The 21,201-nt window shown below is 45.1% G+C and carries 16 protein-coding genes; 11 read left to right on the top strand and 5 right to left on the bottom strand.

Features of this window, described 5'->3' with window-relative positions; all coding sequences use genetic code 11:
- Positions 1 to 30 precede the first annotated feature (30 nt).
- From hflK to H3V12_RS03835, 4 genes are all read left to right on the top strand, one after another.
- Positions 31 to 1,218 (top strand): FtsH protease activity modulator HflK, encoded by a 1,188-nt coding sequence (gene hflK / locus H3V12_RS03850; protein WP_198212903.1) that lies wholly within the window; start codon positions 31 to 33, stop codon positions 1,216 to 1,218.
- Positions 1,218 to 2,114 carry a protease modulator HflC gene (locus tag H3V12_RS03845; RefSeq protein WP_075914353.1) on the top strand — a complete coding sequence of 299 codons (897 nt, stop codon included), beginning with the start codon at positions 1,218 to 1,220 and terminating at the stop codon, positions 2,112 to 2,114. The genes hflK and H3V12_RS03845 overlap by 1 nt, the downstream gene beginning before the upstream one ends.
- The gene (locus H3V12_RS03840; RefSeq protein ID WP_075870810.1) at positions 2,114 to 2,299 is read left to right on the top strand and encodes a DUF2065 domain-containing protein; all 186 of its coding nucleotides are present in this window, start codon (positions 2,114 to 2,116) and stop codon (positions 2,297 to 2,299) included. Before H3V12_RS03845 ends, H3V12_RS03840 begins: the two co-directional genes overlap by 1 nt.
- Positions 2,300 to 2,454: 155 nt before the next feature.
- Positions 2,455 to 3,939: a Do family serine endopeptidase gene (locus H3V12_RS03835; protein WP_246787478.1), complete on the top strand. Its 1,485-nt coding sequence runs from the start codon at positions 2,455 to 2,457 to the stop codon at positions 3,937 to 3,939.
- 417 nt (positions 3,940 to 4,356) lie between these two features.
- On the opposite strand, the gene serB is transcribed toward H3V12_RS03835, so the two are convergent.
- Positions 4,357 to 5,256: a phosphoserine phosphatase SerB gene (serB, locus tag H3V12_RS03830; protein WP_075870808.1), complete on the bottom strand. Its 900-nt coding sequence runs from the start codon at positions 5,254 to 5,256 to the stop codon at positions 4,357 to 4,359.
- Positions 5,257 to 5,270: 14 nt separating this feature from the next.
- Between serB and miaA the strand changes: the two genes are divergently transcribed.
- On the top strand, positions 5,271 to 6,137 hold the full coding sequence (gene miaA, locus H3V12_RS03825; protein WP_198212899.1) for a tRNA (adenosine(37)-N6)-dimethylallyltransferase MiaA: 867 nt from the start codon (positions 5,271 to 5,273) through the stop codon (positions 6,135 to 6,137).
- A 315-nt stretch (positions 6,138 to 6,452) separates the two neighbouring features.
- Here the strand turns inward: miaA and H3V12_RS03820 are convergent, their stop codons facing one another.
- From H3V12_RS03820 to H3V12_RS03810, 3 genes are all read right to left on the bottom strand, one after another.
- The gene (locus H3V12_RS03820) at positions 6,453 to 10,196 is read right to left on the bottom strand and encodes a vitamin B12-dependent ribonucleotide reductase (protein WP_198212897.1); all 3,744 of its coding nucleotides are present in this window, start codon (positions 10,194 to 10,196) and stop codon (positions 6,453 to 6,455) included.
- A gap of 746 nt (positions 10,197 to 10,942) precedes the next feature.
- Positions 10,943 to 11,419: an NUDIX hydrolase gene (locus tag H3V12_RS03815; protein WP_075870805.1), complete on the bottom strand. Its 477-nt coding sequence runs from the start codon at positions 11,417 to 11,419 to the stop codon at positions 10,943 to 10,945.
- Between the two features lie 161 nt (positions 11,420 to 11,580).
- The gene (locus tag H3V12_RS03810) at positions 11,581 to 12,801 is read right to left on the bottom strand and encodes a UbiH/UbiF family hydroxylase (RefSeq protein ID WP_198212895.1); all 1,221 of its coding nucleotides are present in this window, start codon (positions 12,799 to 12,801) and stop codon (positions 11,581 to 11,583) included.
- 178 nt (positions 12,802 to 12,979) lie between these two features.
- On the opposite strand from H3V12_RS03810, the gene pcsA reads away from it, so the two are divergent.
- From pcsA to H3V12_RS03780, 6 genes are all read left to right on the top strand, one after another.
- Positions 12,980 to 13,753, top strand: coding sequence for a phosphatidylcholine synthase (pcsA, locus tag H3V12_RS03805; RefSeq protein WP_279098375.1), 774 nt, complete (start codon positions 12,980 to 12,982; stop codon positions 13,751 to 13,753).
- A gap of 124 nt (positions 13,754 to 13,877) precedes the next feature.
- Positions 13,878 to 14,927: an enoyl-CoA hydratase/isomerase family protein gene (locus H3V12_RS03800; protein WP_198212893.1), complete on the top strand. Its 1,050-nt coding sequence runs from the start codon at positions 13,878 to 13,880 to the stop codon at positions 14,925 to 14,927.
- Complete coding sequence (locus H3V12_RS03795; protein ID WP_075870801.1) at positions 14,927 to 15,343, top strand: DUF6163 family protein; 417 nt, start codon at positions 14,927 to 14,929, stop codon at positions 15,341 to 15,343. The genes H3V12_RS03800 and H3V12_RS03795 overlap by 1 nt, the downstream gene beginning before the upstream one ends.
- Before the next feature lie 181 nt (positions 15,344 to 15,524).
- Positions 15,525 to 16,814, top strand: coding sequence for a L,D-transpeptidase family protein (locus H3V12_RS03790; RefSeq protein ID WP_083639864.1), 1,290 nt, complete (start codon positions 15,525 to 15,527; stop codon positions 16,812 to 16,814).
- A 358-nt stretch (positions 16,815 to 17,172) separates the two neighbouring features.
- Entirely contained in the window at positions 17,173 to 18,708 is a 1,536-nt protein-coding gene (locus H3V12_RS03785) for a hypothetical protein (RefSeq protein ID WP_198212891.1), read from the top strand.
- 124 nt (positions 18,709 to 18,832) lie between these two features.
- On the top strand, positions 18,833 to 19,936 hold the full coding sequence (locus H3V12_RS03780; RefSeq protein ID WP_143238832.1) for a COX15/CtaA family protein: 1,104 nt from the start codon (positions 18,833 to 18,835) through the stop codon (positions 19,934 to 19,936).
- An 88-nt stretch (positions 19,937 to 20,024) separates the two neighbouring features.
- On the opposite strand, the gene argC is transcribed toward H3V12_RS03780, so the two are convergent.
- The gene (gene argC / locus H3V12_RS03775) at positions 20,025 to 20,969 is read right to left on the bottom strand and encodes an N-acetyl-gamma-glutamyl-phosphate reductase (protein WP_198212889.1); all 945 of its coding nucleotides are present in this window, start codon (positions 20,967 to 20,969) and stop codon (positions 20,025 to 20,027) included.
- Positions 20,970 to 21,201: the final 232 nt, after the last annotated feature.

The raw sequence follows: 21,201 nt of genomic DNA, 5'->3' as shown, positions 1-21,201 counted from the left end.
CGCAAGTGTTGCGTAGAGCAAGAGGTGATTATGCCCTGGAGCAATCAGAATGGCGGCGGCCCATGGGGAGGCGGCGGAAATAATGGTGGAAGCCCCTGGAGTAGTGGCGGAAACGACAACGGGAATAATAAAAATCCGTGGGGCAAAAAACCGCTCGGTTCGGGCGGCAATGGCGGCAGTAATAATGGTGGTAACGGTCCGGATATAGACGATATCTTGCGTAAAGGTCAGGATACGCTCAAGCAGTTCGGCGGTGGCGCTATCGTACTTGTTGTGATTATCGTCGCAATCATATTCTGGCTGTTCCAGTGTTTCTATATCGTCCAGCAAAATGAACAAGCCGTTGAACTGAGGTTCGGCGTACCGAAGCCCGGTATTATCAATGATGGCCTTCATTTTCATTTTTGGCCGATTGAAAATTATTTGAAAGTACCACTCACGGAAAAATCGATTGCCATTGGAGGTAAGCCCGGGCAGACACAACAGAGCGATGGTTTGATGTTATCAAGCGACCAGAATATCGTCTATGTCAATTTTTCTGTATATTATCGCATTTCCGATCCGAGCAAATATCTCTTCAATGTCAATGAACAGGAAGGCACTGTGCGCCAGGTTGCAGAAAGTGCCATGCGCGAAGTTATCGGACGCCGCCCGGTTGATGATGTTCTGCGTGACAAGAAAGAGGAAGTCGCCGATAACGTGAAAAAGATTATCCAGTCGACAGCCGATAAATATCAAGTTGGTGTACAAATCAATCGTGTTTCTATAAGTGAGGCCGCTCCGCCGACGAAAGTTGCTGCAGCCTTCAATTCAGTCCAGCAGGCTGAACAGGAACGTGGACGTATGATCGAAGAGGGTAATCGCGTACGGTTCAAGAAATTGGGGCAGGCCAATGGTGAGGCCTCGAAAGCACGCGAAGTCGCCAAGGGCGAAAAAGCCCAGATGATTGAAGAGGCAAAGGGGCGTGCAGAACGTTTTGAAGCGATCTCGCACGAGGCAGCTGTAGCTCCCGAGGCCAGCCGGTACCGTCTCTATATGGAAACAATAGGGAACATTCTCAATGCACCGGATAAATTGGTGCTTGACCAGAAGAACGGTGGACCCGTTTCCTATTTGCCTTTGAGCGAGTTGATGTCGGTTCAAAATCGGTCTTCAACAACTTCCACGGCGGCAAAGCCAACCCAATCTGGCGCTGATACCACAGGAGGGCAGCAATAATGCAGCAGAACCGTTTTTTCATTGTCCTTGGTGTCATTATTGTTGTGCTGCTAGCGATCTGGATGTCGGTATTTATCGTTTATCCTCGTCAGCAGATTGCAGTTAAACGTTTCGGGCAAATTGTCAGAGTCGAACAGGAACCGGGGCTCTATTTCAAAACACCTTTTATCGATCAGACTGTGATTATCGATAATCGTCTGTTGCGCTATGACGTTCCCACGCAATCAGTGCAAGTTCGCGGTGGGGCCTATTATGAGGTCGATGCATTTTTCATCTATCGGATAACCGATCCGAAATTGTTTTTGCAGCGCATCAGCTCGGGTCGTCCACAAGTTGCCGCAGAAGAAAACCTTGCGCCACGCTTCATTGATGCTTTGCGGGCCGTTTATGGAAAGCGCGAATTCAAAGCTGCCCTGTCGGATGAACGCGGAGCCATGATGGAAGAGGTTCAGCAGCAGTTTTCGGCTGACGCCGGTTCACTTGGCATTACCATTGTTGATGTCAGAATCCGGAAAACCGATTTGACAGATGCTGTGTCGGAAGACGTCTATCGTCAGATGGCAGCCGAACGTGAGGCAGCAGCAGAGAATATTCGCGCTCGTGGCCAGCAGGAACGGGATCGCATTGTTGCCGAAGCCAATCGCGAATACGAAGAAATCGTTGCAGCGGCCAAGCGTGATGCCGAGATTACCCGCGGTGAAGGACAGGCTGAAAGCATTCGGCTCTTGCTGGAAGCCAGAAAAACCAATCCGTCATTTTATGATTTCTGGTTGGCAATGGAAAATTATAAGAAGTTGAAATCGACGCCGATGGTCATCTCGCCTAATGAGGATTTCTTCTATTATTTCCACAATCCGCTAGCTACCGGTAAAGCAGTTTCACCGGCGAATAATTGATGAGCCTGTTTTTTACCGCGATTGGTCTTGTCCTTTTTATTGAGGGACTTGTTTATGCAGGCTTTCCGGCATTGGTAAAAAAGATGGCGTCACAAATACATGTGACGCCTGAACATGTTTTACGGGCGAGCGGTTTTTGCGCAATGGTTATCGGTTTGATCATTGTGTGGCTTTCGCATTCGTAAATGATAGGGTAAAACTTCGACATTGTGAAAAGGGGTAAAGTTTGGCCAGCTTCGAATTCTGCCGTTTCCCTTTGCAATGAAATGTTCTAAACCGTTTGATAACTTGGTTATTTTTGGTTGCTCTCGGATGGGATGATAATATGTTGTTCAGGCGCATGATGTTTGCTGTCTTTCTTTGCTCGGCATTCGGTTTTTTCCATTCCGAAAGCTTCGCAGAAGTGGCGCTTGAACATAAAGCTCCCGAGTCGGTTGCAAATTTGGCTTCCGGTCTGCTTGATGCAGTTGTTAATATTTCAACTTCACAGACTGTGAAGGGAACAGAGCAAGGTGATAAGACCGCGCTTCCCAAAGTGGAAGAGGGCGCACCGTTTCAGGAATATTTCAACGATTTTTTTTCTCCGAAAAATGATAAAGGTGAATTGAACCAGTCAAGAAAGGTTCAATCCCTCGGTTCCGGTTTTGTTATTGATGCTGAAAAGGGCCTTATCGTTACCAATAATCACGTTATCGTCGATGCCGATGATATCGAAGTCAATTTCACCGACGGTTCCAAGCTGAAAGCAAAATTATTGGGTAAGGATGCCAAAACTGATCTCGCTCTTTTACAAGTCGACTCGAAGGCAAAAAAGCTCACGGCCGTTTCATTCGGTGATTCAGAAAGTGCGCGCATCGGTGATTGGGTTATGGCAATAGGCAATCCATTCGGCCTCGGCGGAACGGTAACTGTAGGCATTATCTCGGCACGAAATCGCGATATCAGCGCTGGTCCTTATGATGATTTCATTCAGACCGATGCCGCGATCAATCGCGGCAATTCAGGCGGTCCGTTATTCGATATGAATGGTAAGGTTATCGGCATTAATACGGCAATTATATCGCCATCCGGTGGTTCGATTGGTATCGGTTTTGCTATCCCCTCCGATATGGCAACAGGCGTTCTTGACCAGTTGAAGGAATTTGGCGAGACCCGCCGTGGTTCTCTCGCAATTAGGATCCAGCCGGTGACGCAGGAAGTTGCTGATAGCTTGAAATTACCAAAACCGGAAGGTGCGCTTGTTGCCGGAAAGATTGACGACAAAACGGTCGATAATTCGCAGTTAAAAGACGGGGACGTTATCACACGCTTTGGTACTCATGCCATTAAAGACGCGCGTGAATTGCCGAGAATCGTTGCTGAAAGTCCCGTTGGTAAAATTGTCGACGTCACCATTCTGCGCAATGGTGAAGAAAAAACGGTGAAAGTCAAACTCGGACGTCTGAAAGAAAAGGAAGTTGCAAACGCGGAAACCGACGAGGGCGAGCACGAGGGAGAAGAGGACCAGAAAACCGAACAGGACAATTCCATCCATGCCATGGGCATGACATTGTCTACCATGTCTGACGAATTGCGAAAGCATTTCCATATCAAAGCAGGAATTGACGGTGTTGTTGTTACTTCTGTTACGCCCAATAGTGCGGCCGATGAAAAGCGTATCCGTGCGGGTGAAGTTATTGTCGATATCAACCAGCAACTTGTCAAAACACCTGAAGACGTTTCGAAGCAACTGGATCATTTGCGAGCCAATGGCCGTAAAAACGCTTTGTTGATGGTTGCCGGAGAAGATGGTGAATTGCGTTTTGTTACGCTACGCCTCGACTGATAGATAAATCGACATCATTCTGGTAGGATAACTGCTTTCGTCGTTAGCCTTTCCTTGAGGCCAGCCGTCTTTTTAAATTGTGATATTCAAATTGTATAAATTTAGAAAATCATGAGAAACTACAGAATGAACATTGGTTTGAAAGCAAATGCCCATCGTTTGTTTTAAAAAAATAATTCAGAGTTGGAAAATTAAAAAAACTGAAACGATCCTTGAAAACGACAATGTTTTAGGATGTTCGGGGAAAAATTTCGACATTTGCAACCATTCCGGTTTTTATCTAAAAAGCGGAATAATATTGTGAAAGCTGAAGCTTGTTCGGTTTCCGAACCCTTTCACAGAATGCCGGCTACAATGGTTCAAAAACCTCAAACGAAAATTGCTTCAGTTTCCGGCTGATTATGACTTTAAAAAGGCTCAACTGACGAAGTCGGACTTGCGGTATCCTTGCAAATAAAGAAGGGCCGTTAAATCGCCGTAATCAATGCGAATGGAGGCAGCTTCCGCTACGACCGGTTTGGCGTGCAGGGCGACACCAGAACCCGCTCGTTTTAGCATTGCGAGGTCATTGGCACCATCTCCAACCGCCATGGCGTCATCCGGCGAGATATTGAGCTTGTTACAAAGTGCTACCAGTTTTTCAACTTTTGCTTGTTTTCCCAAAATCGGCTCGTTAACGAGGCCGGAAAGATGATCCCCTTCGACGAGAAGTTCATTGGCATTGTGTTCGTCAAAGCCTATGGCACGGGCAATTTTTGAAGTAAATAATGTGAAACCGCCAGAAACAAGTGCCGTGTAAGCTCCATTTTTACGCATCGTTGCGACGAGTTCTTTTCCACCATTCGAGAGAGTAATGCGTTTTTCAATGACATCATCAATAATCGACAATGGCAGTCCTTTTAATAAAGCGACACGTTCGCGCAGTGCCGGTTCGAAGGCAATTTCACCATTCATTGCACGTCTTGTGATGTCTGAAATATAGTCTCTCAACCCCGCAGCATCAGCGAGTTCGTCAATACATTCCTGACCAATCATGGTTGAGTCCATGTCAGCAACAAGAAGTTTCTTCCGCCGCTTGTCCTGAATTTGGACGGCAACATCAACAGGTTCTCCCTGAAGGGCGATACGCAAAGCTTTTTGTGCTTCATCCGGACTGATTGTGTCATTGAGCGGAATGTCACAAGCAACGCCGTCACAAAGCCAATAGACAGTGCTTGCATTGATACTATGAGAGGCTTTATCAACGAGCTGTGGTGTTAAAACCGGTCTTTCAGGATTGGCAATCAACGTGGCCACAAGCAATTCACTTTGGGGCATGGAAAACTCCGCTCATGAAAAAAAGAACAATTACTTTGATAGCGGGACCGACGGCAAGCGGCAAGTCGGATTTTGCGTTAAAACTGGCGGAAGATAATGATGCCGTAATTGTGAATGCAGATTCAATGCAGATCTATGACGTTTTAAACGTTATTACAGCACGGCCGAGCGTAGAAGATATGGCACGTGTCCAGCATTATCTTTACGGTTATGTTTCTCCTGAAAAGCAATATTCTACAGGCAAATGGCTTAAGGATGTTGCAGAAGTCCTCAAAACGGTTGAAAGACCTCTCATTCTTGTCGGCGGCACAGGCCTTTACTTCAAGGCGTTAACCGAAGGGTTGGCAATAATCCCCGATATTCCGGAAGAAACAAGAAAAAAATGGCGCACAAGGTTGGAAGGAGAGGGGGCTCCAGAGCTTTATAAGTTGCTTCAGGGGATTGATTACGAACTTTCCCGCCGTTTAAGCGAAAAGGATGGACAGAGGATTATTCGGGCATTGGAAGTTCATGATGCAACCGGTAAAACTTTAAGCTATTGGCAAAACAAGAAAACAGAACCTTTACTTGAAACGGGCGATTTGAAAAAATTGCTTTTATTGCCGGAACGAGACGTCGTTTATCGTCGCATTGAACGGCGTTTTGATAAAATGGTTGAAAACGGAGCATTGGAGGAAGCTCGTGCTTTGGATGAACTGGGGTTAAATCCTTCAATGCCAGCAATGAAAGCTATCGGCATACCGGAATTTATAGATGTTCTGAAAGGCAAAAAGACAATCGGGGAGGCGATTGTCGAAGCGAAAACGAATACACGCCGTTACGCAAAACGCCAAATGACGTGGTTCAGGCATCAGTTAGGAGGGGATTGGGAAAAGATATGAGAATGCCGCTGTAAAAACAGAGAAAAATCATTTCCTGGAAGAGTGCGCTTGTCTTCAATTTTTTCACAACTTTAGATGGGAAGGTGTTCAGACCCTTTTGAAAGCTTTTGTATGAAACATCATGAAAGCCGATGTTTCATCCTGGCAAGAGGACAGTCACCGTCAAACTTGCCGGTTTCGTTTCCACTTTGTTACTCTAATTTTTCTATTTTGAATTTTTTAATATGAATAGCCAAGCCACTAACGGCCATAGCAGTTAAAAAAACGGCTCTTGAAAAAGAGCCGCTTTTAAAAATTATCAGATGTGAAAAGCAATCAGCTGCACCCGCTTGTTGCTCCGCAGGTATCGCATTTCAGGCAAGTGCCGTTACGTACCATTGTGAAGTTCTGGCATTCCGAACACATATCGCCAGTATAGCCTTGCATCATTGCTTGTTTTCTACGGTCGGAGTTAAGCTTTTTGGCTTCGGCAACTTCATTGGCCATTTCTGCTGCTTTTGCTTCAGCAGACGTATCGGCGTCGAATAAATTATCTATTTTGTTTTCTTCCTCGTTGAGATCACGTCTTAAAGCTGTGGCCCCTTGTGTTTCCAACGACGGAGCGGCTTTCGATTGAACCGCAGTAGCCGGTTTTAACGTGGTGACATTAGACTTTGGGGCAGCAGTTGCAATTTTTGCAACCGGTGCTTTTGGGTCAGCAAATTTCGGTTTGTAACCGCGTGTCCAACCTGTCGAAATCAGATTGGTTTTTCCTTCTTTCACACCTTTACCCAAAGCTGTGTTGGAAAAGTCCGATATATCGACATGGGCAAGATCATAGCGCCCGAGATACGAAACCGCGAGTTCACGAAATACATAGTCGAGAATTGATGTCGCGTTTTTGATTGCATCATTTCCCTGAACCATGCCTGCCGGTTCAAATTTGGTGAAAGTAAATGCATCGACATATTCTTCCAACGGCACGCCGTATTGCAGGCCAAGTGAGATAGCGATAGCAAAATTATTCATCATAGCGCGGAAAGCGGCGCCTTCCTTGTGCATATCAATGAAGATCTCGCCCAAGCGGCCATCACCGAATTCACCGGTTCTCAAGTAGACTTTATGTCCGCCAACGATTGCCTTTTGCGTGTAACCCTGCCGGCGATTAGGCAATTTCTCGCGTGCATGGACATATTTTTCGACAACTTTTTCGACGATCTTTTCAGTGACTTTTGCTGTACGCGCAGCCGCCGGTTGCTCGATAAGATTATCGACAGCATCTTCATCATCATCGTCAGCAATGAGAGAAGAGTTCAACGGCTGGGATAATTTGGAGCCGTCGCGATAAAGAGCATTGGCCTTAAGTGCAAGTTTCCATGACAACATGTAGGCATTGGCACAATCTTGAACAGTCGCATCGTTAGGCATGTTGATTGTCTTTGAAATAGCGCCGGAAATAAACGGCTGGGCCGCTGCCATCATGCGGATGTGACTTTCGACAGACAGGTAACGCTTGCCAATTTTACCGCAAGCATTGGCACAATCGAACACCGGATAATGTTCCTGCTTGAGGTGAGGGGCTCCTTCCAGAGTCATTGCACCGCAAACATGAAGGTTGGCAGCCTCGATATCTTTTTTCGAAAAACCGAGAGCAGGCAACATTTCAAATGAAACGTCATCAAGTTGTTCTTCGGTGAAGTTCAAAACATTTTTGCAGAAATCCTCGCCCAACGTCCATTTGTTGAAAACGAACTTGATATCGAAGGCACTTTTCATCGCCTCGTTCAGAACTTCGATCTTCTCATCTGTGAAGCCTTTGGCTTTCAATGTCGTCGGATTGATTGCCGGAGCCTGATTGATATTTCCGTGGCCGACTGCATAAGCCTCAATTTCAGCAATCTGGCTTTCCGAATAGCCAAGTGTCCGCAAAGCTTCAGGAACTGCACGATTGATAATTTTGAAATATCCGCCGCCGGCAAGCTTCTTGAATTTCACCAACGCAAAATCGGGCTCGATGCCGGTTGTGTCGCAATCCATAACAAGGCCGATTGTTCCGGTCGGAGCAACAACAGTGGCTTGCGCATTGCGATAGCCATAAAGTTTCCCGAGTTCCAGAGCTTTGTCCCAAGCTTTACGGGCCCGTTCAATCATTTTCTGGTCGGGACAGTCTTTGGCAATTAAAGCGACAGGATTGACTGACAGTCCTTCATAGCCTGAAGTTTCACCATAGGCCGCACGACGGTGGTTGCGAATAACACGCAACATATTCTCTTTATTAGGTTTGTAACCTTTGAAAGCTCCAAGTTCCTTTGCCATTTCTGCTGATGTTGCATAGGCAACGCCGGTCATGATTGCTGTTAATGCACCACAAATAGCACGACCTTTATCGGAATCATAAGGAATTCCCGATGTCATCAGCAGACCACCAATATTAGCATAGCCAAGGCCGAGGGTGCGGTATTCATAAGATCTTTTGGCAATTTCTTTTGATGGAAATTGTGCCATCATAACCGATATTTCGAGAACGATTGTCCATAGACGGACGCTATGTTCATAGGCTTCAAGATCATATGAACCATCGTGGTTGCGGTATGACAACAGATTGATCGAAGCAAGGTTACAGGCGGTATCGTCGAGGAACATATATTCCGAACAAGGATTCGAGGCGCGAATTGGCCCTTCGGCAGGTGACGTATGCCAATCATTCATAGTGGTGTTGAAATGGACCCCCGGATCAGCCGAAGCCCATGCAGCATAAGAAATCCGATCCCACAAATCGCGGGCACGCACTGTTTTATGCACTTTGCCATCTGTACGACGAATAAGGTTCCAATCACCATCCTTTTCGACAGCCCGTAAAAACTCGTCCTTCAAAGAAACAGAATTGTTCGAATTTTGCCCTGACACAGTAAGATAGGCTTCCGAATCCCAATCTGTGTCATAGGTATCGAATTCCATTTCGCGGAAACCTTGGCGCGCAAACTGGATAACACGTTGGATATAATTTTCCGGAACCTGATCTTTTTTTGCAGCGCGGATTTCCCGTTTCAAGGCAGGATTTTTATTGGGATCAAAACAATCTCCATTATCAGCTTCGCAATTAACGCAAGCTTTCATAATGGCTGTGAGGTGTTTTTTGACAATCTTGGAACCGGTAACCAGAGCAGCTACTTTTTGTTCTTCGTGCACCTTCCAGTCAATATAGGCTTCGATATCCGGATGATCGATATCAACGACAACCATCTTGGCTGCACGACGTGTTGTACCACCCGATTTGATCGCTCCGGCTGCTCTGTCACCAATTTTGAGAAAGCTCATCAAACCGGAAGACTTACCACCGCCGGAAAGCTTTTCGCCCTGACCGCGCAATTGCGAAAAATTCGAACCCGTGCCGGAACCGTATTTGAAAAGACGGGCCTCACGCACCCATAAATCCATAATGCCGCCCTCGTTCACGAGGTCATCGGCAACCGACTGAATAAAACAGGCATGAGGTTGTGGATGTTCATATGACGATTTCGATCTCGTTAATTCGCCGGTTTTCCAATCTACATAAAAATGCCCCTGACTTGGACCATCAATGCCGTAAGCCCAGAAGAGGCCCGTGTTGAACCACTGCGGACTATTTGGTGCTACGCGTTGGGTGGCGAGCATATAAGCAAGCTCGTCATGGAATGCTAAAGCATCACTCTCGGTATCAAAATATTTGCCTTTCCAGCCCCAATAGGTCCACGTTCCGGCAAGCCGGTCAAACACCTGACGCGCATCCATTTCAGAACCAAAGCGGCGGTCTTCGGCAATTTTTGCCAGTTCTTTTTCATCGGCGACCGATCGCCAGAGCCACGAAGGGACACCATTTTCCTCAACCTTTTTCAATGCAGCAGGAACGCCTGCTTTACGAAAATATTTCTGTGCCAGAATATCGGCTGCAACCTGACTGAATTGGCTCGGAACATCGATATTTTCGAGCCGGAAAACGATCGAACCATTAGGATTTTTTATTTCACTTGTAGCCTTATGGAATTCAATTCCTGTGTAGGGCGATTGCCCCTCCTTTGTGAAATGGCGTGCGATCTTCATAGCCTGTCCTTATTCAATATGTTGTGTTTGCCTCGCCTCCATAGCGGCAGCGTACAAACCTCTCTAAATCCTTTTCAACAAACAGAATGTATGGAAAGGATTTAACCCCTGATTTTTTTCGACGACACCGATCGGTGACAAATCGATAAAACAATCTGCCGGCTTCCGGTGCAAAAAAATGCATCTTTTTCTTAAAAAAGACGCGTGAACTATATCATGTGTATCTAGCCCCATTTAATACTACATATAGTAAATTTTCTATAAACACATAAGTTTTACACAACGTTTTTTGAACGTTTTTATGTGCATAAAACAACAAAAATGCGAGCCATAAATGCTCGCAATTACACCTGTTGACTGCACACAAAATTACGCATGATTACAAATCTGGAACGTAGTGCATTTTTCAATGCATCATCGTTTCAGCATAAAAGAACAAAACAGATTTGACGTCAAGGCGTCGTTTGTTCAAATCTTGAAACAACTAGATGTAGTAGTCGTGCCGGTGGACAATGTGTGAATAGCGGGGACTATAAAATTCAGCGCTTTATTTTTCCGCAAAATACGTGACTGTATTTGGAGCGAATTATAAACGGGATAAAACGCCGAATTTAAAAAACGTTGATAGAACGATAGGATAGGGAAATTACAAGAGCGAATCATTTAACCGGCGTAATTTTTTAGCCACGACTTCGTTAGCTGGATATTCTGCTCCATTAGCATGATGCACTCGTAAAAAGATGGTCTTAATGAGGGCGATAATCCAATAAAAGTTTTTTTAATTGCGGTTCGCCGACTCGGTGAGCCGCTTCTTCAGGGCTTACCCACTCAAAGATTCGTTGTCCGCGTTCTGGCCACTTTTTTTCTTGATGTGAATAGAGAACCGCAAATACGTCGACCGTAAAATCTCCATTCTCTCCGCCCGGCATGTCGGTTTTTGTATATTGATAGGATCCAATCGAAGCCGTTTCGGCAATACCTCGAACGCCAGCTTCTTCATATGCTTCCTGAAGTGCTGCCTGTGACAACGTGCGTCCAGGCATTGGCCAACCTTTCGGTATAATCCAGCGTCCGGTACCTCTGCTCGTAATAACCAGAAACTCGACAGCTTTTTTTTGCAAACGATAAACCAAAGCGCCAACTTGCAAAAAATGGTTGCCATCAACGACTATTTTTCTTTCTGCTGCAACGAGAGTACCATCGATTTCAGTTGATTGAGTCATATGTCTCCTTCTTTGAATTGCAGTGTCGTGGATTATCGACTTGGCTGTTCAAGGGGCTTTAAAGCCCGTTTATGCATATAAACATAATCAAGTTTCCGCTGGAAGATACCATCAAAGTTGCACCGGATAACGAAAGCTATCCGGTCTTATTTTATCGGCAATTATTTGAGCGAAGGGCAAAAACTTTTGGCAATCGCCCGAAACCCGTTTCCAGGATACATGCCTTCACGCATAAAAATATTTCTAAGAGGTGCGAAGTTTCGTAGCAGTTCGAGACCCGCACTGCGAATAAATTGGGCAGGTAACATATCGGAAAGAAGAGCTCTATTGAGTGCATGGACGGAACCGGTACGAACCCAGATATCGGTTTTGCGATATTTGTTATAATTCTCCATGACTTTATCGCTGCCGACGTCATGGCCGTCGCTATCGATTGCTTTGACCATATTGATCGCATCGCGAACACCGAGATTTAATCCTTGTGCACCAATCGGGGGAAACACATGGGCAGCTTCACCGACAAGAATTGTCCGTTTTGTTGCGAACGACTTCGGTACGATGCCCGATAATGGCCATGCCTGCGCTGGCGTAATGACTGTGACTTTACCAAGCATCGCTTGCATACGTTCTTCAATCGCTCGCCCAAGAGCTTCTTTACCCAATCCGAGAATTCTGTTTGCCCGCTCGGGATTGAGGACCCAAACCAGACTTGAATTGTTTCCAGGCAACGGGACTTGTGTGAACGGACCATCCTCGGTGTGAAATTCTGTTGAAATATTATTGTGAGGAAACTCATGAGCAAAACTCAGTATGACGGCTGTTTGTGGATAGTTCCATTGACGGCAATCAATTCCCGCAGCAATGCGTGCCTTCGAGTTTCTCCCATCGGCTGCAACAACAACGTTGACGACAAGTGATGAACCGTCATCAAGATTGATCGTTACATGATCATCGGAATTGACGATGGATTTTGCCGATTGATCCAGTCGCTTGATCAGTTTTGAGCTTGATACTGCATTATTGATTGCGTTGTTAAGCTCGACATTAGGCATATTATAGCCGAATGCTATTTCACCGATTTCGGAAGAGTGGAAACTTACGACCGGACTACGAATAAGTCTTTTTGTGCCATCAACGATTCGCATGGTTGAAAGCGCAGCAGCTTTATCCTGCAAATTTTTCCAAACGCCGAGCGAATCAAGAATTTTAATGGCGGGCATCATTAGCGCGGTGGTGCGAAGGTCATTCTTATTGGTATCAGGTCCGATGAGAAATGACCGATACCCTTTTTGTGCAGCTGCAAGAGCAGAAATCATGCCTGCCGGCCCCGCACCGATGATTGCTATTTTTGTATCATTTTCTTTTACCGGCGCTACTACCATAGCAAGACCTTTCTGATAGATTACATATTCAACCACCCGACGTTAAAGTTAGCACAATATGTGGATCAATCCAGCATTTACAAACAATTGTTTCAATTTTTGTTATCAGTGATAGAAAGAGCCTAAAAATTTACACACAGATGTGATAACGAGATTTGACAAGAGGGACTATTCAACTTTGAAAAACAATCTTGCCGGCAAAATTAAGAGTGGTGCGGAAAAGTTACGGCATAAAAAAGTAACAATGCCGCAAGCAAGGGCATTTTCTGTTCATTTGCTCACCGCGTCGGGATCATTTCTGGCCTTTTTGTCGTTGGTAGCAGCTTCTGAAAAACAATGGACAGCAATGTTTGGCTGGCTCGGTCTTGCATTGTTGGTCGACGGCATTGACGGTCCGATTGCACGTAAACTTCAAGTCAAATATGTTCTTCCCACATGGTCGGGCGAACTTCTGGACAATATTATCGATTATGTGACCTATGTTCTCATACCCGCATTCGCACTTTATCAAAGCGGCTTCATGGGGGAGGGGCTTTCGTTCCTGTCGGGAGCTATCATTGTGGTATCTTCTGCAATTTACTATGCCGATACAGGTATGAAGACCAAAGAAAACTTTTTTAAAGGTTTTCCTGTCGTCTGGAATATGTTGATTTTTACGTTGTTTATCGTAAAACCCGGCGAGTGGACTGCCTTTACCATTGTTGTGATTTCGGCTGTTATCTCGTTCCTGCCGATATATTTTCTACATCCCGTACGGGTAGCAAGATTGCGTCCGTTAAATCTCACGATTTTTCTTATATGGTGTGCATTGGGAGTTATAGGCATCTGTTACAGGCTTGATGCACCCGAATGGGTAAAAATCGGTATGACAATTTCCGGTTTGTATATTTATCTCATAGGGGCGGTTATGCAGCTATTTCCTCGTCTCGGCAGTCATGACGATCACGCCTAGAAATTTACCAAATATTAATTTTTAAGGGCAGCATCGGCTTCTATTTGGCAAGGTTGATTGATTTTACAGTCAATAATGATTTAAATAACGGCAACCTATCAGTGTTCCTAAGGAGTTTTGGGCGATGCAACTTGATTTTGGTGGCGGGAGCGAGGTCACGTTCTTGAAAGAAGGTCGCGCAGGAATTGTACGGCTGACACGCCCCGATGCCTTGAACGCGTTGAGCCTCAACATGGTTGTGGCAATTGAAAAAGCTTTGCGAAGTTGGGAAACTGATGACGATGTTCTGTGCCTAATCGTAGAAGGCGAAGGTCGATCCTTCTGTTCGGGCGGTGATGTCGTTTACGCTTATAAGGAAGGCAAGGGGGGGCGTCCGGCTTATGATTATTTTTCAGCCGAATATAAGCTCGACAGTTATATCGGCCGTTTTCCGAAGCCATATATTGCGATCCTCGATGGTATATGTATGGGTGGAGGAGCTGGTATTTCAGTCCACGGTTCCCATCGCATAGTGACCGAAAATACGCTTTTTGCTATGCCGGAAAGCGCAATCGGTTTCTTCCCCGACGTTGGTGCGGGTGACTTTCTGTCGCGTTTGAGTGGCCATTTCGGCATGTATATGGCTTTGACCGGAGCAAGGTGTAAATGGGGAGATTGCTTGCAAACCGGTTTGGCAACCCACGCAGTTGCTCAGGAAAATCTGGAAGATCTGCGCGCAAGTATTATTGAACAAGGTAATCCCCGTCCGGCGCTCGAAAAATATGCAGTTGAAGTCAACTACGAAACTTCTGCCGATTTGCGATCGTTGATAGCCGAGTGTTTCGGAACGGATTCGCTTGAAGCCTCTCTTAATCAATTAAAACAAAAAGCAGATGAGGGTAATGAATTTGCCAAGGAAACGCTGGACACTTTATTGAAGCGTTCTCCGACAAGTCTGGCGGTCATCTGGCGTTCAATGATGCAATGTAAGCCATTGGGCCTTGATGATTGTTTGAAAGTGGAAAACAGGGTTGCCCATCACATGATGGACAATCATGATTTTTACGAGGGTGTGCGGGCTGTTCTGATTGACAAAGACAATGATCCGCACTGGAAGCCCGACAGCTTGGCCGGTGTAACCGATGAAATTGTCGATTCATATTTTCAGCCGGTTGAGAAAGAATTGGAGATTTGATGGATAACCAGTTACGCCAAGTGGTTAAACCTGATCTGGTAGCATCGGCTTATTCAATTTTTCTTCATTGTCTTTCGATTGTGGCTCTGCTGTTTGCAATTTTTTATTGGATACGGCTTGTTGGCGTATTTCCCGGCGAGTTATGGCGTATTGACCGGATGCCATGGCTTTGGCAAGTTTTAACAGTTGTTCTTGCTGTTACTTATCCGATCGCGGCTCTTGGTTTATGGATGGGGTCGCTCTGGGGAATCATTTTGTGGTTTTTCGCGGCAATCACCGAATCTCTCGCTTTTACCCTCTATAGCTCCTATTTCATCCTGTTTCCGTGGCTCGCGATATTCCATTTTCTTGTCGCAATTCTTTTTGTCATGTTTCAAGTTATGCTTGTTCTCAAGAAAAACAAAAAAATACTATAGTTACATATTTTTAACGAGAAGCTCCCTATATATACCAGATGTTGAAGGTCGTTGTTTCTTTAGACATGATAAAGACACAAAATTGTATCAGTCTGGAAAAACACGATCATACTTCCATTGAATATTTTTTAGCATGACTGTCGATTTGCTATCGGCAAAGGCATGCCTGGAAAAATTGAGAATGACACATAAAAATATGACATCTGCCAAAAACTCGTTCATCGGCCGAAGGTTCTTTTTGCAATCATTGGCGACTGTAGCAGCTTTATCCTGTGCACCTCTGGTTGCCAAAGCAAATAATATGATGTTTGCCCAGTCAGGGAGAGCTCGCTGGGACGATCAATTTGATGCTGGTCCATCGGGTGGTGGAAAAGTTGCTTCAAACCAGCCGGTTTTGAGTTTTGCAACTGTGGAAGATACGCAACGGGCAATTGCCCAGTATGAAGATATCGTGAGCCGCGGTGGTTGGCAAAGGGTGCCGACCGAACAGGGGAAATTGCGAATTGGTGTAACGCATCCTGCGGTTATAGCACTTCGTCAGAGACTTGCAGCCTCGGGTGATCTTCAAAGCGGCGTCGGCATGTCTCAATCTTTCGATACTTATGTCGATGCCGCTGTTAAACGCTTTCAGGCCCGTCATGGTTTGCCGGCAGATGGTGTGACCGGTGATTCAACGTATAAATCGTTGAATGTCGATGCGCAGACCCGGCTTAACCAGTTGCATATCAATGTTGACCGTTTGAAACCGAAAGTAGACATGACATCGAAAGAACAACGTTTTGTCATGGTCAATATTCCGGCTGCCCAGATTGAAGCCGTTGAAAATGGTGTTGTTGTGCAACGTCATACTGCTGTTGTCGGCAAAATAGACCGGCAAACGCCTCTATTGGATTCAAAAATCAGCCAGATCATTCTCAATCCGTTTTGGACTGTGCCGAAGTCGATTATTCGCAAAGATATTATTCCGTTGATGCAGAAAAACCCGTCTTATCTTTCGGATAATAGTATCCACATATTCAACAGCCGTGGTGAGGAAGTCTCACCGGAAAGCATTGATTGGCATAGTGACGAAGCTGTAGGCATGATGTTCCGTCAGGATCCGGGCAAGATCAACGCGATGTCCTCTACAAAAATCAATTTTGCCAATCCTTATTCGGTTTATATGCACGACACGCCAATCCAGACGCTTTTTAACAGTTTGATGCGTTTTGATTCATCGGGTTGTATTCGCATTCAGAATATTCGGGATCTGAATGTCTGGATTTTGAAAAATACGCCGGGTTGGGATAGACAGCGTATGGAAGCCGTCATTGCTTCGCGGCAAAATACGCCAATCAACATTCCCGATCCGATTCCTCTTCATTTTGTGTACATTTCTGCCTGGTCAACGGGAGAAGGGGTCGTCCAATTTCGTGATGACATTTATCACATGGACGGGTCATCCCAATTGGCACTTGATACAGCCGGTTGACAGAATTGTTTTGATAAAAAAACCGCCTTTTTGGCGGTTTTATTTTGATTCTTTAAGGGGATAGTTACTCCTTCTGTTCTATCTGGATAATCATCGCTCTTTTACCAGTTGAACGGGAATGACAAGAGAAGCCGGAACGGACGAAAAATTCAAGTGTTTGAATCAGCAAAATATTATTTTGATTTTGCTGGCTACCGCATTTTGTTTTGTTCTCGCCGTCGCCTATTGTCTCTTGAAATCAGAGGTTTACGTCGCGACATTGGAATTTTCTGTCCAAAAAACAGACGGAACCTCTTTAGACGACAGCACCCGAAATAAAATCACATCCTTATTGCTATCCAGTTCGGCTACCCGGCCAATGGAAAGTTTGTCGGACATAAAACATAATGGAAAAAATTTCGAACTATTCAGTCGTTCATTTTCTGTAAAAGAATACCGCGATTATATCGAGCTAAGCTTTGCTGATAAAAATCCGACTTATGCGCAATCGTTTTTACAAAGACATTTTGATGACTTTCGGAATGATTTGTCAAAAGCTTTTCCGGATAAAACACAAAGTAAAATTGCTGCAATTCGCGAGAAGAGGAACAACCTTCTTCAGTCGGCTTTTGCTGATTTTGATCAATCATTCAAAAGTTCAAACCGACAGGAAACCAATTTCGAACTTTACGCTTCGCTTTTAAATGCAATAAATAATCGCATCGGCTTAGATGCATCAATCGAAGTCTTGAATGACTTGAAAATACACGACCAATCACCACTTGGGCTTGAATTTATCGCAAATGATCCTGCCGTTTTACGAACGACCGGCGAATTGGACAAATTGAACACAGACATAGCCCATATGGAAAACCGTTTGGGTAGCGTTCATCCTCAGATCAAAGCAATGAAGGCCGAACAAAACGAACTGAAGGATGAACTTGAAAATAACATAAATTTGGCGGTCAAACGGCTTTACACCGAAGCAAAACTTGCAACCAGAATTGAAAACAATTTGCGCGATGAATTGAAGTCGGCAGGCGAAGCGGGTCTTAAACCCGATCATCACATTTTTGAGAGGTTTGAAAAACAGCTGAAGTCGATTTGGAATGATTACGACAAAACAATAGAAGCTTCGGGGCTCATGAACGGGCAGGCTATTGTGGTTAATAGCCACCCGATCAGAATCGAAAAACAAGCATTTTTTAGCCGTTTCGGGACACCGATATCTGTGTTCACAATTCTGGTCTTTTTGTTTCTGTCGGTCATCACGCTGTTGGTTAGAAAACGCTTAAAGATCGCTATCCATGATAGAAAAATTGATGAAAAGCCGGTAGTGCAGGAAGGAAATCGTCCGATTCCGGCCGAACAGGATCCGTCAACTGAATATAACCATTTTGAAACACAAGAATTGGTGGAACGTTTACTCGAGATCAATGCGCAAATTGTTTCTATCGTCGGTAATGATGCAGCACAATCATCTGCACGCCTATCAATGGGGTTAAAGAAAAACGCAGCAGCCATTCTGCTTGTCGATGTTTCAACCAATGAAATCGGGAACCTGATTGGTCCACACCGTGGTTTTACCGATGTGTTAACGGGTGACGCGGATATTTCAGACGTGATCTACAATGATTATGACACAGGCGTTGATATTCTGCCTCAAGGCATTGCAAGTCTGCTTCGGGCCAGGGACTTTTCAAGAGATATTCCCGCTATGTTGAAAGGCTTGAAGGAGAAGTATTCTTTCATTCTGATCGCGATGTCGAAAGTTCCGGAATTCGGTGTGGAAGAGCTATTCCGGCAGAGCGACTGCCTTGTTATTTCTTCGGATGAAATAAAAGATCAAGAAAACTGGCGCAATTTATTTTCCGAATATTCCGTTCTGCCGGTTTTCACGCTTGTCGATAGTTGATAAAGACGGAAGACGCGACGGCTTGTCGCGGTCAACGCCCTTGTTTTCTTGGAAACATTGCTGCACCAATAGAAAAAAGAACCGGAAAATACCGGCGCATATTGTAAAGTGAAAGCGTCTCGTTATGACAATGACTGCAATTGATGAAACCGTGCCTAATGCCAGACAGGCGCGCAATCGCAAGATGATACAGATTTGGCTATATGCTGTTCTCATTCTGTGTTTGGCGATTGTCATTGTCGGAGGTGCCACACGTTTAACCGGCTCGGGTCTGTCAATTACTGAATGGAAACCCGTGCACGGTGTCATTCCGCCAATCGGAGAAGCCGAATGGCAGGATGAATTCGAAAAATACCAACAGATTGCCCAATATAAAGTTGTCAATCAGGGAATGACCCTTTCTCAATTCAAAGGAATATTCTGGTGGGAATGGGCGCATCGTCTATTGGCGCGTCTCGTCGGTGTCATCGCATTATTCGGTCTTATCTGGTTCTGGGCAACAAAGCGGATAGAAAAAACATTCCTTCCCCAGCTTATTGCCGTCCCCGTCATTATTGCTATTCAGGGGGCGATCGGTTGGTGGATGGTTGCCTCTGGTCTGGGAGCCAGTGATTTGACAAGTGTGAGCCAGTATCGCTTGGCAATTCACCTTGTTACTGCATGTATCGTTGTGATTTTTGTTACCTATGTTTCAAGAGGACTTGCCGATTATAGCGACAAACCTGCCAATCGAAGCATCCAGAAGTTTGCCGGTTGGCTTGTTGTGATGGTGTTGGTGCAGATTTATCTCGGTGCTCTCGTTGCAGGTTTACATGCTGGCAAAGTTTATAACACTTGGCCGCTGATGGATGGACAACTGGTTCCGGAAGGTTTGCTTGCCGATCAGCCCACATGGCGTAACTTTTTCGAAAACCGTCTCACTGTGCAATTTGTTCACCGTTGTTTTGCCTATCTTTTATTGCTGGCAGCACTTGTCCACGCTCTCAAAGTTGAAAAGCTCGCTTCCGGAACAACTCATGCAAGGCGTGCAATGCTTTTACTCTTGGCAATTGTAGTACAGGCAATCTTCGGCATTATCACACTATTGCTTGAAGCACCGATAAGCTGGGGATTGATACATCAGGGTGTAGCGCTTTTGGTGCTGGTTTTCGCAGTTGCACATTGGCGTGCTACAAAAGGTGCCTATCCTGTTGAAAAAGCATCAAAAAAGCTTTTAGACGAGAATTGATAACCGGTCGGTATAGCCGACCTCTCACGTTGAAAACCGAACCGGCCAGTAATCTAACCGGTCTTTCGTCAGGTTATTACCAGCTTTTTCAATCTTTACGGTTCTTGCCGATCATCAGGTCAAGATTTTGAACGGCCGCTCCAGAGGCACCTTTACCCAAATTATCGAGTACGGCACAGATATTGAAGAGACCATTTTTTTCGTCACCAAACACGAATATCTTCAATTCGTCTGTATTGGCGAGCAATTCGGCATCTAACCTTGCCAAACGGCTATTTTCTTCTTCACTTGCAACTTTCACGACTTTGCTTTCGTGATAATGAGCGTTAAAAATAGAGCGCAAATCAGTAAGCGAAACAGTTTTCTCGAGCAATTTATTGTGCAACGGAATGTTCACGATCATGCCTTGGGGAAATCGCCCGACGCTTGGTACGAAGATTGGCGATTGTGCCAGTTTTCCATGGACGCGAATTTCGGGCACATGTTTGTGCCTAAGGTTCAGACCATAGATGAAATAGTTTGCAGTAATACGGTCTTCACGAGATTGATCTTCCATTTGTCCAATCATTTTTTTGCCGCCACCGGTGTAGCCCGACACTGCATTGATCGAAACAGGAAAGTCTTCCGCCATGATACCCGCTTCACGTAATGGCCTGATAATGCTTAAAGCTCCTGTCGGGTAACAACCGGGATTAGCAACGAATTGCGCGGCTTCTATCCTCTCCGACTGACCTTTCGTCAATTCGGCAAATCCGTAAACCCATTGAGGACAAATGCGGTGAGCAGTCGAACTGTCAATAATTCGGAGTTTTTTATTGTTGGCGATGCTTTTTACCGTCTCGATTGCAGCATCATCCGGCAAACATAAAATTGCAATATCGGCAGCATTCAGTCGCTCAAGACGGGCGGTCTCATTGTGGCGGTCTTCCGCGGAAATCGAAAGAACTTCAAGATCGTTTCGTGATGCCAGACGTTTTCTGATCTGTAAACCGGTTGTGCCGTGTTCTCCATCAATAAAGACTTTTGTCCGCATTATCTTATGCCTATCGTTGGAATGTAGATTTTATCAAAAAATTGAATGCTTTTCGTTGTGAAAAAGCCAGAGAAAGAGAAGCCATGTAATCCGAAAAGGAAAGCGTTATTCTGCATGACCGCACAAAAAAATAAAGTTTTTTTTATGATGTCACAAAACTTAATAAAACAACGCAGGGGGAAGAGGTACAGGTTTTTCAGGCTTAGTCCGTTTCATTGGTAAATTTAAATTG

The sequence above is a fragment of the Bartonella sp. W8167 genome (assembly GCF_016100335.1).
Taxonomy (GTDB): domain Bacteria; phylum Pseudomonadota; class Alphaproteobacteria; order Rhizobiales; family Rhizobiaceae; genus Bartonella; species Bartonella apis.
Note: the sequence above shows the minus strand (reverse complement) of the source record. Positions and strands in the feature narration are given on the sequence as shown.

Excerpts from the sequence above, each read along its gene's own strand:
- H3V12_RS03800 (WP_198212893.1), top strand. The coding sequence starts at position 13,878 with ATGCAACTTGATTTTGGTGGCGGGAGCGAGGTCACGTTCTTGAAAGAA.
- H3V12_RS03835 (WP_246787478.1), top strand. The coding sequence starts at position 2,455 with ATGATGTTTGCTGTCTTTCTTTGCTCGGCATTCGGTTTTTTCCATTCC.
- H3V12_RS03815 (WP_075870805.1), bottom strand. The coding sequence starts at position 11,419 with ATGACTCAATCAACTGAAATCGATGGTACTCTCGTTGCAGCAGAAAGA.
- hflK (WP_198212903.1), top strand. The coding sequence starts at position 31 with ATGCCCTGGAGCAATCAGAATGGCGGCGGCCCATGGGGAGGCGGCGGA.
- H3V12_RS03780 (WP_143238832.1), top strand. The coding sequence starts at position 18,833 with ATGACAATGACTGCAATTGATGAAACCGTGCCTAATGCCAGACAGGCG.
- H3V12_RS03810 (WP_198212895.1), bottom strand. The coding sequence starts at position 12,801 with ATGGTAGTAGCGCCGGTAAAAGAAAATGATACAAAAATAGCAATCATC.
- H3V12_RS03820 (WP_198212897.1), bottom strand. The coding sequence starts at position 10,196 with ATGAAGATCGCACGCCATTTCACAAAGGAGGGGCAATCGCCCTACACA.
- H3V12_RS03845 (WP_075914353.1), top strand. The coding sequence starts at position 1,218 with ATGCAGCAGAACCGTTTTTTCATTGTCCTTGGTGTCATTATTGTTGTG.
- H3V12_RS03840 (WP_075870810.1), top strand. The coding sequence starts at position 2,114 with ATGAGCCTGTTTTTTACCGCGATTGGTCTTGTCCTTTTTATTGAGGGA.
- argC (WP_198212889.1), bottom strand. The coding sequence starts at position 20,969 with ATGCGGACAAAAGTCTTTATTGATGGAGAACACGGCACAACCGGTTTA.
- H3V12_RS03785 (WP_198212891.1), top strand. The coding sequence starts at position 17,173 with ATGGAAAGTTTGTCGGACATAAAACATAATGGAAAAAATTTCGAACTA.
- H3V12_RS03790 (WP_083639864.1), top strand. The coding sequence starts at position 15,525 with ATGACACATAAAAATATGACATCTGCCAAAAACTCGTTCATCGGCCGA.
- serB (WP_075870808.1), bottom strand. The coding sequence starts at position 5,256 with ATGCCCCAAAGTGAATTGCTTGTGGCCACGTTGATTGCCAATCCTGAA.
- H3V12_RS03795 (WP_075870801.1), top strand. The coding sequence starts at position 14,927 with ATGGATAACCAGTTACGCCAAGTGGTTAAACCTGATCTGGTAGCATCG.
- miaA (WP_198212899.1), top strand. The coding sequence starts at position 5,271 with ATGAAAAAAAGAACAATTACTTTGATAGCGGGACCGACGGCAAGCGGC.